At 61.3% G+C, this 13,478-nt stretch carries 7 protein-coding genes; all 7 read left to right on the forward strand.

Annotated elements, in window-relative coordinates; translation table 11 throughout:
- Positions 1–413 precede the first annotated feature (413 nt).
- A complete protein-coding gene (locus ACQRCA_RS00865) occupies positions 414–3,842 on the forward strand; it encodes a DNA-directed RNA polymerase subunit beta (RefSeq protein WP_427717857.1) in 3,429 nt (1,142 codons plus the stop codon).
- A gap of 6 nt (positions 3,843–3,848) precedes the next feature.
- Entirely contained in the window at positions 3,849–8,324 is a 4,476-nt protein-coding gene (locus ACQRCA_RS00870) for a DNA-directed RNA polymerase subunit beta' (protein ID WP_370450532.1), read from the forward strand.
- Between the two features lie 438 nt (positions 8,325–8,762).
- A complete protein-coding gene (rpsL, locus tag ACQRCA_RS00875; protein WP_154514699.1) occupies positions 8,763–9,140 on the forward strand; it encodes a 30S ribosomal protein S12 in 378 nt (125 codons plus the stop codon).
- Positions 9,141–9,213: 73 nt separating this feature from the next.
- Positions 9,214–9,687, forward strand: coding sequence for a 30S ribosomal protein S7 (gene rpsG / locus ACQRCA_RS00880; RefSeq protein ID WP_006235013.1), 474 nt, complete (start codon positions 9,214–9,216; stop codon positions 9,685–9,687).
- A gap of 19 nt (positions 9,688–9,706) precedes the next feature.
- Positions 9,707–11,806, forward strand: coding sequence for an elongation factor G (gene fusA, locus ACQRCA_RS00885; protein ID WP_154514697.1), 2,100 nt, complete (start codon positions 9,707–9,709; stop codon positions 11,804–11,806).
- Between the two features lie 60 nt (positions 11,807–11,866).
- Positions 11,867–12,175 carry a 30S ribosomal protein S10 gene (gene rpsJ / locus ACQRCA_RS00890; RefSeq protein ID WP_427717612.1) on the forward strand — a complete coding sequence of 103 codons (309 nt, stop codon included), beginning with the start codon at positions 11,867–11,869 and terminating at the stop codon, positions 12,173–12,175.
- Positions 12,176–12,315: 140 nt separating this feature from the next.
- Complete coding sequence (locus ACQRCA_RS00895; protein ID WP_427717615.1) at positions 12,316–13,470, forward strand: cation diffusion facilitator family transporter; 1,155 nt, start codon at positions 12,316–12,318, stop codon at positions 13,468–13,470.
- The last annotated feature ends 8 nt before the right edge of the window (positions 13,471–13,478 follow it).

The raw sequence follows: 13,478 nt of genomic DNA on the forward strand, positions 1-13,478 counted from the left end.
CGGCTCAGAACGGGATACAGTTTCCCAAACGGGGCTCAATCGGAAACTACGACCCAGTTTGAGGCCTCAAAACGGGACACAATTTCCGCCCGATCAGCCTTCGCTGCCATTCCGCCATTCAGCGACGCGCATCAGTAACTCTGTTCACAGAAAATATATGAACATATGTTCGATATACGCACATCTACCTCGGCATTTTCTGTCAAAAAACTTTGCTACTCCAAAAACTCAATCGCGTCAAGGCTTTTCTTGCCCAACGGTCGGTACCTGATAAACTATTAGGTTGCGATAACTGGCGAAGCTATGCCTCGCCAACCCACCGAGCATTTCCGTGAAGGAGGAAAAACCTGGTGACCTACGCATACACTGCCACTGAGCGCAAGCGCGTCAGCTTCGGGAAAATCCCGGAGGCCATGGAGCTCCCCAACCTTATCTCTGTTCAAAGGGAATCCTTTGAGCGTTTTAAGGACGAGGGCCTTCGTGAGGCGTTTAAGGAATCCAGCCCCATCCAGAGCCAGAACCATGTTCTCGAGGTTACCTTCGGCGAGCATCAGTTTGGCGACCCCGCGCACACCGTCGAGGAGTGCCGCGAGAAGGATATGACCTATCAGGCTCCGCTTTTGACCGACGTCCGTCTCACTAACAAGGAGACCGGCGAGATCAAGGAGCAGCTCGTCTTTATGGGCGACTTCCCCATGATGACCGATCAGGGCACCTTCATCATCAACGGTACCGAGCGTATCGTCGTCTCGCAGCTCGTCCGTTCCCCGGGCGTGTACTTCAGCTCCGAGATGGATTCGGGCAAGCAGATCTACAAGGCTCAGATCATCCCGTCCCGCGGTGCCTGGCTTGAGTTTGAGGTTGACAAGCGCGACCAGCTCATGGTCTCCATCGACCGTAAGCGCAAGCAGAGCGCCACGATGTTCCTGCGCGCCCTTGGCATCGCCGTCACCAACGACGACATCATCGAGCTGCTCGGCAACTCCGATGTGATCAAGCGCACCCTCGAGCGCGATACCGCCCTTACCCGCGAGGATGCTCTTATCGAGATCTACCGTCGCCTGCGCCCGGGCGAGCCTCCCACCGTGGATGCTTCCCGCAGCCTGCTCGAGGGCCTGCTCTTCAACCCGCAGCGCTACGACCTGGCCCGCGTCGGTCGCTACAAGGTCAACAAGAAGCTCAACCTCACTACCGAGGAAGAGGTCACGGTGCTCACCGACGAGGATATCGTCGCTACGCTGCGCTACCTTCTGTCCCTCGCTGCCGGCGAGCAGGGCTTCAAGGTTGACGACATCGACCACTTTGGCAACCGCCGTATCCGCACCGTCGGCGAGCTCGTCGCCAACCAGTTCCGTATCGGCATGAGCCGTATGGAGCGCGTCGTCCGTGAGCGCATGAGCTCCCAGGACATCGACGAGATTACCCCGCAGTCGCTCATCAACATCCGCCCGATCGTGGCCTCCATCAAGGAGTTCTTCGGTTCCTCGCAGCTCTCGCAGTTCATGGACCAGGCGAACCCTCTGACCGGTCTGACCCACAAGCGCCGTCTGTCCGCACTCGGCCCTGGCGGTCTTGCCGGCCACAAGTCGGGCTCCAGCCGCCGCACCAACGTGCCGACGGCCGTCCGCGACGTTCACAACTCGCACTACAGCCGTATGTGCCCGATCGAGACCCCCGAAGGCCCCAACATCGGCCTGATCGGCTCGCTTGCCCTCTACGCCCGCGTCAACGAGTATGGCTTCATCGAGGCCCCGTTCCGCCGCGTCGAGAACGGCGTTGCCACCGACCAGATCGACTGGATGACCGCTGACGAGGAGGAGAAGCACGTTATCGCGCCGGCCAACACGCCGCTCGATCCCAAGACCAACGAGTTCATCACGACCGATGCCGAGGGCAAGATCGTCCGTCCGCATTCCGTGATCGCCCGTACCCGCGACTTCGACGGCTCCTTCGGCGCTCCCGCCGACGTGCCCGTCGAGGACGTCGACTACATGGACGTCTCGCCGCGCCAGATGCTCTCCGTCGCAGCCACGCTGATCCCGTTCCTCGAGCACGACGACGCTAAGCGTACGCTCATGGGCGCCAACATGCAGCGTCAGGCCGTGCCGCTGGTTCACCCCGCCGCTCCCTATGTCGGTACCGGCATGGAGCGTCGCGCCGCCCTGGACTCTGGCGAGGTCACCCTGGCCAAGAACGCCGGCGAGGTCATCTTTGCCGACGCCTCCAAGATTGTCGTCAAGCATGCTGGCGGCATGGACGAGTATCACCTGGCCAAGTACCAGCGCTCCAACCAGTCCACCTGCATCAACCACCGCCCGCTCGTGCGCGTCGGCGACACCGTTGAGCAGGGTGAGCCTCTGGCCGACGGTCCTTCGACCGATCACGGCGAGCTCGCACTGGGCCAGAACCTCACCGTGGCCTACATGCCGTGGGAAGGCTTCAACTACGAGGACGGTATCGTCGTGTCCGAGCGCCTGGTGGCCGAGGACCTGCTGACGACCATCAACATCACCCGTCACGAGATCGACGCCCGCGATACCAAGCTCGGCCCCGAGGAGATCACTCGCGAGATCCCGAACCTCTCCGAGGACATGCTTGCCAACCTCGATGAGGACGGCATTATCCGCATCGGCGCTGAGGTCGGCCCTGGCGACATCCTGGTCGGCAAGGTTACCCCTAAGGGCGAGAGCGCTCTGACTGCCGAGGAGCGCCTGCTGCGCGCCATCTTCGGTGCCAAGGCTCACGACGTTCGCGACACTTCCCTTAAGATGCCTCACGGCGCTTACGGCCGCGTCATCGACGTCGTCCGCTTTAGCCGCGAGAACGGCGACGACCTGGCCCCCGGCGTCAACGAGCAGGTGCGCGTCTACGTCGCCCAGCGTCGTAAGATCCAGCAGGGCGATAAGATTGCCGGCCGCCACGGCAACAAGGGTGTTATCTGTAACGTTCTGCCGGTCGAGGACATGCCCTACATGGCTGACGGTACCCCGATCGACGTTATCCTCAACCCGCTGGGCGTTCCTTCGCGTATGAACGTCGGCCAGCTGCTCGAGTGCCACCTTGGCTGGGCTGCTGCCTGCGGTTGGGATACCGAGGATGCCGATTCCGACAAGTACGTCCCCGGTCCGTTCTTTACCGCGACGCCCGTTTTCGACGGCGCCAAGGAGGACGAGATCGCCGAGGTCATCCGTCGTGCCAACAAGAATATGCTCAACAAGGCCACCGCTGCCTTTGGCGATCACATGCGCCCCGAGTTTGTCACCCAGCTTGACGAGCGCGGAAAGACCCGCCTGTTTGACGGCCGCACCGGCGAGGAGTTCCGCGAGCCCATTACCGTGGGTACGTCCTACATCCTCAAGCTCGGTCACATGGTCGACGACAAGATCCACGCCCGTTCGACTGGCCCTTACAGCCTGGTTACCCAGCAGCCGCTGGGCGGCAAGGCCCAGTTCGGCGGCCAGCGCTTCGGCGAGATGGAAGTTTGGGCACTGTACGCATACGGTGCTTCCAACGTCCTGCAGGAGATCCTGACCGTCAAGTCCGACGATACCGTGGGCCGCGTCAAGACCTACGAGTCCATCGTCAAGGGCGAGAACGTCCCGGTTCCGGGTATCCCCGAGTCCTTCAAGGTTCTCGTCAAGGAGATCCGTTCCCTCGCACTGGACATCGAGCCCATGCGCGATGCCGACGAGGACGCCTCCGCCCCCGTGACCGCCGAGGAGACCTCTGCCCTCGATGACCTGGCTGCGCTCGCCGGCGTTGACGCCGACGTCGAGGCCCAGGATGCCGAGACCGCCGAGGCACCCGAGGCTGTCGCCGCCACGACCACTGATAAGGAGTAGTTGACTGTGGCAGATTTCGAAGCTACTGAATTTGACTCGGTAAAGATCTCCCTTGCCTCCGCCGACCAGATCCGTTCCTGGTCGCACGGTGAGGTCAAGAAGCCGGAGACCATCAATTACCGTACCCTCAAGCCCGAGAAGGACGGCCTGTTCTGCGAGAAGATCTTCGGTCCCGCCAAGGACTGGGAGTGCTCCTGCGGCAAGTACAAGGGCATCCGCTTTAAGGGCATCGTCTGCGAGCGCTGCGGCGTCGAGGTCACCTCGGCCAAGGTGCGTCGCGACCGCATGGGCCATATCGAGCTCGCCGCTCCCGTGTCCCACATCTGGTACTTCAAGAGCCCCACGAGCTTCCCGATGAGCCGTATGCTCGACATCAAGTCCAAGGACCTCGAGAAGGTTCTGTACTTTGCCAGCTACATCATCACCGAGGTCGACTACGAGGCTCGCGAGGCCGACGCTGACGACCTGCGCGAGGAGCTCGCCGCCGATCTGGAAGAGATCGATGCCGAGTGCGCCCGCCAGATCGAGTCCCTCAAGGAGCAGGGCAACCCCGAGAACTTTGACGAGTTCTCCGACGAGGAGCCGCTGACCCCCGAGGAGATCGCCTCCGGCATCGTCGACATCGAGGAAGAGTGCAAGGACGAGAAGCAGCTCCGCACGGACGCCTTCAACGCCTTCATGAAGCTCACCGAGCGCGATCTCATCTCCGATGAGCCGCTGTTCCGCGAGATGACCCGTTACTACTCCATGTACTTCAAGGGTGGCATGGGTGCCGAGGCCGTCCGCGACCTGCTCGCTGCCATCGACCTCCCCTCCGAGGCCGAGAAGCTCAAGGCCATCATCGCCGACGAGGACTCTCAGAAGCAGAAGCGCGAGAAGGCCGTCAAGCGCCTCGAGGTCGTTGACGCCTTCCTGAAGGGCGGCAACAGCCCCGCGAACATGATTCTGGATGTCATCCCGGTCATTCCGCCCGATCTGCGCCCGATGGTCCAGCTCGACGGCGGCCGCTTCGCCGCGTCCGACCTCAACGACCTGTATCGTCGCGTGATCAACCGTAACAACCGACTCAAGCGCCTGCTCGACCTGGACGCCCCTGCGATCATCGTGAACAACGAGAAGCGCATGCTCCAGGAGTCCGTGGACGCCCTGTTCGACAACGGCCGCCGTGGGCGCCCGGTCTCTGGCCGTGGTGGTCGCCCGCTCAAGTCGCTCGCCGAGGCCCTCAAGGGCAAGCAGGGCCGTTTCCGCCAGAACCTGCTGGGCAAGCGTGTCGACTACTCCGGACGTTCGGTAATCGTTACCGACCCCAAGCTGCTGCTGCACCAGTGCGGTCTGCCCAAGACCATGGCGCTGGAGCTCTTCAAGCCCTTCGTCATGAAGCGCCTGGTCGAGCTTGGCAAGGTCGAGAACATCAAGGGCGCCAAGCGCGCTATCGACCGCGGTGCCACCTTTGTGTGGGACATCCTCGAAGAGGTCATCGACGGCCGTGTCGTGCTGCTCAACCGTGCACCGACCCTGCACCGTCTGTCCATCCAGGCCTTTGAGCCGGTGCTGGTCGAGGGCAAGGCTATCCACCTGCACCCGCTGGTCTGCGCGCCCTTCAACGCCGACTTCGACGGCGACCAGATGTCTGTCCACGTGCCGCTGTCCAGCCAGGCTCAGGCCGAGGCCCGCGTGCTCATGCTCTCTGCGAACAACCTGCGCTCGCCGGCATCCGGCAAGCCGGTCAACATCCCCTCGCAGGACATGATCATTGGTGTGTACTACCTGACCCAGGTCCGCGACGGTCTGCCGGGCGAGAACCACGTGTTCTCGAGCTTCGACGACGCGCTGCACGCCTATGACTGCCGCTCCGAGGTCGACATGCAGGCCAAGATTCAGGTCCGTGTGTCCGCCGAGAACGCCAACGTCATCAACGAGGACGGCACCCGTATCTTCCGCGTCAAGAACGGCAAGAACGAGTTCGTCGACTACGATGTCACCGGTAACAAGACCGCACGTTTCGAGACTTCTATCGGCCGCATCATCTTCAACCGCCAGTGCCTGCCCGAAGACTACGAGTTTATGAACTACAAGATGGTCAAGGGCGATGTGGCCAAGCTGGTTGCCGACTGCTGCGATCGTTACCCCGAGGCCAAGGTCGGCCCGATCCTCGACTCTATCAAGTACTCCGGCTTCCACTACGCTACCCGCGCCGGCCTCACCATCTCGGTGTGGGACGCTCTCATCCCTGCCGAGAAGCAGGAGCTGCTCGACCGCGCCCAGGCCAACGTCGACCAGATCAACGAGTACTTCGAGGAGGGCTTCATCAACGAGACGGAGCGCCACATCGAAGTCGTTAACGAGTGGACCGCTTGTACCGACAAGGTCGCAGCGCTCATGCTCGACATGTTCGACGAGGAGAACCCGCTGTACATGATGGCCGACTCCGGCGCCCGTGGTTCTAAGACCCAGCTGCGTCAGCTCGGCGGCATGCGTGGCCTGATGGCAGATATGTCCGGCGAGACGATCGACCTTCCCATTAAGGCGAACTTCCGCGAGGGCCTGCTGCCGCTCGAGTACTTCATTTCGACCTACGGCGCCCGTAAGGGCCTGGTCGATACCGCATCCCACACCTCGGACTCTGGCTACCTGACCCGTCGTCTGGTCGACGTGGCCCAGGACGTCATCGTCCGCGAGGAGGACTGCGGTACGCACGAGGGCGTCACCTACAACCTCATCATTCCCGGCACCACCGACCTCAACACCGATCTTGTCGGCCGTTGCTTTATTGAGGACGTCGTGGCTCCCGATGGCACCGTGCTCTTTGAGCAGGACGGCTATATCGAGAAGGTCGCCGACATCCAAAAGATGGTCGATGCGGGCCTTAAGAAGGTCAAGCTTCGCGCGCTGCTCACCTGCCGCTCCAAGTACGGCGTGTGCCAGAAGTGCTACGGCTGGGATCTTTCCACCCGTCGTCCGGTCGCCATCGGTACCGCAGTCGGCATTATTGCCGCCCAGTCCATCGGCGAGCCCGGTACGCAGCTTACGATGCGTACCATTCACTCCGGCGGCGTCGCTGGCGTCGACGATATTACGCAGGGTCTGCCTACGGTCAGCCGTATGTTCGATATCGTCGGCAACGTCAACGAGAAGATCCTGGGTCGCGAGGCCGAGCTGGCTCCGTACTCCGGCCACCTCTCGATTAAGCCCGAGAAGTCCGAGTACGTGCTGACGCTCACCGACTCCGAGGATCACACCCGTGTCCTCGACGAGCGTCGCGTCCCCGCTTCGGTGCGCTTTATGCCCGAGATCGAGGACGGCTGCGAGGTTCGCGCCGGCGACCAGATCACCAAGGGCTTCGTCAACTTCCGCAACCTGCGCAAGCTGACCGACATCGAGTCGACGATGCACACCTTCGTCGAGAGCGTCAAGGACGTCTACACCAGCCAGGGCGTCGACCTGAACGACAAGCACATCGAGGTGCTCGCACGTCAGATGCTGCGTCGCGTTCAGATCACCAACCCCGGCGACTCCAAGTACCTGCTTGGTCAGTACGTCGACCGCTACGAGTTCGCCGACGAGGTCGAGCGCGTTGCCCGTCTGGGCGGTCAGGCTCCTGTGGCTGAGCCCGTCATCTTGGGTACGCTCAAGGTTGCGTCCAACATCGACTCCTGGCTGTCGAGCGCTTCGTTCATCCGTACCGCCGGCGTCCTTACCGAGGCCGCTATTGAGGGCAAGGTCGACCACCTGCTCGACCTTAAGTCCAACGTCATCGTCGGTAAGAAGATCCCGGCTGGTACCGGCCTCAAGCCGTACGCTAACGCCAAGCTGACGTATCGCACGGCCGACGGCTACGTGGACATCGATGGTCCGGCTTCGCCCAACGCCAAGTCACTGCCCGAGTGGGCTCCCGTGGAGCTCAAGGACCTGGACGAGCGGCTCCCACAGCAGCTCGACTGGGCCGGCTACGACGAGTTTGGCGGTGCCGACGGTTCGTTCACCCGCAACGGCCACACCATCTCCGCCGAGAAGGCTCGCCTGTACCTGTTCGACGACCTGGGCGTGTCGCAGCGCTGGACCAACAAGTTCAGCGAGGTCGGCATCGAGACGGTCGGCGACCTGGTTGGCAAGTCCGAGGAGGATCTGCTGCGCATCGATGGCATCGGTGCCAAGGCGATCGAGGAGCTCCGCGACGGCCTCGAGGCCCACGACCTGCTCTACATCCTCGAGAACAACGACGACGTTGCCGACGAGGAAGACCTCTCGCAGCTGCTGCAGATGGTCTTTAGCCCCGACGGTCCGGACGACATCCTGCTGGGCACCTCCGCTCCGACGCATCACGCCGATGCCGACGAGGAGCTCCTGGGCGCCCCGATCGACGACAAGAAGGCTTCCGCCAACGGTGCCATCAACGAGGACATGGCTTCCCTCGACGAGCTGCTCAACCAGCTCGTGGACACCGACGACGCCGAAGAGGCCAAGGACAACGACGGGGAGTAATTTCCCAGTACGTTAACCGCCCTTCCAAAGACCCGCTCCCCAACAGGGAAGCGGGTCTTTTTTGTTGAGGAACGTTGCCCTGACGAGTACGTAGGATTCCCGGGACGGGCGGCCCAGGGGTTAAGTTTGTCGCGAGTTCCGCACGAGCCGGAGGCTACTTAATGTGGCCTCCGTGCGAGCCAGGACTGTAGAGCAGCAAACTTAACCCCAGGGCCGCCCGGACCGGAAATCCGCCCTCGCGCACAGGAGGGGATTCCTTTTGTGTAGGCTTTGCGGAAATGTGGCTATTTTAGGATACGCCCGGCGGCGTGGTCTGTTGACGACACAGCTAACGGCACGTATCCTATCGAACTGCGTGTTTCGTAGGGGGATGCTGACCCCTCGATTCAAGCCGTTGCACTTTACAGAAAGCTGGAATCATTCGAGAAGGAGTACGCTTTGCCTACTATTAACCAGCTGGTTCGCCAGGGCCGTCGTTCCGCGCCCAAGAAGTCCAAGAACGCTGCTCTGCAGCACAACTCCCAGAAGCGCGGCGTGTGCACCCGCGTCTTCACCACGAGCCCCAAGAAGCCGAACTCGGCTCTTCGTAAGGTTGCCCGTGTTCGCCTCGTCAACGGCATCGAAGTTACTGCTTACATTCCGGGTGAGGGCCACAACCTGCAGGAGCACTCCATCGTGCTCGTCCGCGGCGGTCGTGTTCGTGACCTCCCTGGTGTCCGTTATCACGTCATCCGTGGCGCCTACGATGCTGCTCCGGTCCAGAACCGTATGCAGGCCCGTTCCAAGTACGGTGCTAAGCGCCCCAAGGCCAAATAAGCCAGATAACGTTTTGATACTTTCGCCGTGTGCCGCCTAAGCGCCGCACGGTAGACACTTAAGGAGATTTCACATGCCGCGTCGTGCAGCAGCTAATCGTCGTGAGGTTCAGCCTGACGCCGTTTACAACAACCGCCTGGTGACTCAGCTCATCAACAAGGTCCTTCTTGACGGCAAGAAGGCCACCGCTGAGCGCATCGTTTACACCGCTTTCGAGATCGTTGCCGAGAAGTCCGAGGGTGGCGACGCTCTCGCTACCTTCAAGAAGGCTATGGACAACGTCAAGCCCACGCTCGAGGTTAAGCCCAAGCGTGTCGGTGGCGCTACCTATCAGGTCCCGATGGAGGTCAACTCCCGTCGTTCCACCGCTCTGGGCATCCGCTGGATCGTCAACTTCTCCCGCGCCCGCAAGGAGAAGACCATGGCTGAGCGTCTCGCAAACGAGATTCTGGACGCTTCCAACGGCCTGGGCGCTTCCGTCAAGAAGCGTGAGGACGTCTTCAAGATGGCCGAGGCCAACCGCGCGTTCTCTCACTATCGTTGGTAAGTTAAGGTAAGGAACTAACATGGCTAAGGCTAAGCACAAGCTTTCCGATACCCGTAACATCGGCATCATGGCCCACATCGATGCCGGTAAGACCACCACGACCGAGCGTATTCTTTACTACACCGGTAAGACCCACAAGATCGGTGAGGTCCATGAGGGCGCTGCCACCATGGACTGGATGGTTCAGGAGCAGGAGCGCGGCGTAACCATTACCTCCGCTGCTACCACGTGCTTCTGGAACAAGGACGGTAAGGACTACCGCATCCAGATCATCGACACCCCGGGCCACGTTGACTTCACCGCCGAGGTCGAGCGCTGCCTGCGCGTCCTCGATGGCGCTGTCGCCGTCTTCGACGCCGTTGCCGGCGTCCAGCCCCAGTCTGAGACCGTTTGGCGTCAGGCTTCTACCTTCAACGTTCCCCGCATCGCCTTCATCAACAAGTATGACCGCGTGGGCGCTGACTTCTTCAACGCTATCGAGACCATGAAGGATCGTCTCGACGCCAACGCCGTGGCCGCTCAGGTCCCGATGGGCGCCGAGGACAACTTCTGGGGCGTCATCGACCTGGTCACCATGACTGCATGGGACTTCAAGGCCGACGAGAAGGGCATGACCTACCCCGAGCCGATGGACGAGATCCCGGCTGAGTTCGCCGACATCGCTGCCACCAAGCGCGAGGAGCTCCTCGACGCCGCTGCCAGCTTTGACGACGAGCTCATGGAGAAGATCCTCATGGAGGAGGACTTCACCGTCGAGGAGCTCAAGGCTGCTCTGCGCAAGGGCGTTCTGGCCAACGAGCTCAACCTCGTCTTTGTGGGCTCCGCCTACAAGAACAAGGGCGTTCAGGAGCTGCTCGATGCTGTCGTCGACTACCTGCCCAGCCCGCTCGACGTTGAGGCCGTCACCGGTACCGATCCGGAAACCGGCGAGGAGATCGTGCGTCATCCCTCCTTCGACGAGCCCTTCTCTGGCCTGGTCTTCAAGATCATGACCGACCCGTTCGTCGGTAAGCTCACCTACGTCCGCGTTTATTCCGGTCGCGCCGAGTCCGGCTCCTACGTGGTCAACGCCTCCAACGGTCAGCGCGAGCGCCTCGGCCGCATCCTCGAGATGAACGCCGCCGAGCGTATCGACCGTGATGACGCTTGCGCCGGCGACATCGTCGCTTGCGTTGGCTTCAAGAACTCCACCACCGGTGACACCCTGTGCGCCGAGGGCAAGGAGATCGTCCTCGAGAAGATCGAGTTCGCTAAGCCCGTTATCGACGTTGCCATCGAGCCCAAGACCAAGGCCGAGCAGGACAAGATGTCCCTGGCTCTGACCAAGCTCGCCGAGGAGGACCCGACCTTCACGGTGTCCACCAACCACGAGACCGGCCAGACCATCATCGCCGGCATGGGCGAGCTGCACCTCGAGATCATCGTTGACCGTCTGCTCCGTGAGTTCAAGGTTGACGCTAACGTCGGTAAGCCCCAGGTTGCCTACCGCGAGACCGCTGGTCACGACGTCGAGAGGGCTGAGGGCAAGTTCGTCCGTCAGTCCGGCGGTCGCGGTCAGTACGGCCACGCCGTCATCAAGCTCGAGAAGATGGAGGAGGGCTTCGGCTACGAGTTCGTCAACGCTATCGTCGGCGGCGTCGTGCCCAAGGAGTACATCCCGTCCATCGACAAGGGCATCCAGGAGGCCCTGAACACCGGTGTTATCGCCGGCTTCCCGGTCCTCGACGTTAAGGTCACCCTGTTCGACGGTTCTTACCACGAGGTCGACTCCTCCGAGGCCGCCTTCAAGATCGCCGGTTCCATGGCTATCAAGGACGCCCTCAAGAAGTCCGATCCGCAGCTGCTCGAGCCGATCATGGCTGTCGAGGTCGAGACCCCCGAGCAGTACATGGGCGACGTTATGGGCAACCTCTCCGGTCGCCGCGGCAAGATCGAGGGCATGGAGGATCGCAAGAACACCAAGCTCATCCGTGCCAAGGTGCCGCTGGGCGAGATGTTCGGTTACGCTACCGACCTTCGCTCCCAGACCCAGGGCCGTGCATCCTACACGATGCAGTTCGACTCTTATGAGCCTGCGCCCAAGTCCATCGTGGACGAGGTCATGAGCAAGAACGCCTAAGTTCGAGCTCCCTGTTACGTAATCCGCGAGAACATCTCTCGCACTCTTTGGAGGTTTAAGTTGGCTACCCAGAAGATCCGCATTCGCCTCAAGGGCTACGATCACGAGGTCGTCGATCAGTCCGCGAAGCTCATTGTCGAGACCGCTCAGAAGACCGGCGCTCGCGTTTCCGGTCCTGTCCCCCTGCCCACCGAGCGCAACCTCTACACGGTCATCCGCTCCCCGCACAAGGACAAGGACTCCCGCGAGCAGTTCGAGATGCGCACCCACAAGCGCCTCATCGACATTCTCGACCCCACCTCGGGCACCGTTGATTCGCTCATGCGTCTCGACCTTCCCGCTGGCGTCGACATCGACATCAAGCTCTAGGCTTTTTGCTCGATAGTGCGATTTGTAAGGCCGCAGCCCTAAGGGTTGCGGCCTTTTTTGTATCGGTGGGGTAAAGGGTCTACACTACTGAGCTATTCGACAAACGGGTGTATGAGTAAAACTGTTGGGGGCAGATATAGATGGTCGAGTGGATCGTTCGTCGTGCGCAGGGCGACCGTGCGCGCGTGGGCACGTTGACGGGCGTGGTGTGTATTCTCGCCAATGTGGCACTATGCGCTGCGAAGGGTGCAATTGGCGTGCTGTCGGGATCGGTTTCGATTGTGGCGGACGCCATGAACAACCTGTCCGACGCCAGCTCAAACATCGTGAGCGTGCTTGGCTTTAAGCTGGCGGGCAAGCCGGCAGACCCCGAGCACCCTTACGGCCATGGCCGCTACGAGTATCTCTCGGGTCTGGTCGTGGCGGCGCTCGTGCTGCTCATCGGCCTCGAACTGGTGAAGTCCTCGTTTGAGCGCATCGTCCACCCCGAACCCGTCGAGTTCTCGCTTGCCCTGGTGGCAGTCTTGGCGCTTTCGATGGTTGTTAAACTGTGGATGGCGGCCCTCAACCAAAAGCTCGGTGACCGTATTGAGTCTGAGACGCTGCATGCGACCGCGCAAGATTCCAAGAACGATGTCCTTGCCACAGGCGCCGTGTTAGCGTGCGCAATTGTTTCGCAGGTGACGCATATCAATCTTGATGCTTGGGTCGGCCTTGCCGTTGGCGCCTATATTGGCTGGAGCGGTTTTGAACTCATCCAGGATACGGTGAGCCCGCTTTTGGGTCAGGCGCCCGATCCCAAGCTGGTCGAACATATTCGCGGCAAGATCATGAGCTACCCTGGCGTTTTGGGCGTTCATGATCTAATGGTTCACGACTACGGCCCGGGCAGGAAGTTCGCAAGCGCTCACGCCGAGATGGCGGCCGAGGCCAGCCCGCTGGAAAGTCATGACACGCTCGATAACATTGAGCAGGCATTTAGGGACGAAGACGACATGATTGTCACGCTTCACTACGATCCCATCGTGACCGATGACCCCAAGGTGGCGAGCATGCGCTTGCGCATTCACGCCATGGCCCAACAGATCGATAGCCGCCTTTCGATTCATGACCTGCGCTGTGTGCCGGGTCCTACGCACACCAACGTGATCTTTGACTGCGTGCGTCCCTCGGATTTGGGCATGGGGGCCGATGAGCTCAAGCACGCGTTGGCCCAGAGGGTCGAATCGGAATATCCCAAGTCGATTGCCAAGATTACGATCGACGATGACTACGTAGGGCATACCCACGAGTAGGTCTGCGC

The sequence above is a fragment of the Collinsella sp. SGI.095 genome, assembly GCF_050314535.1.
GTDB lineage: Bacteria > Actinomycetota > Coriobacteriia > Coriobacteriales > Coriobacteriaceae > Collinsella.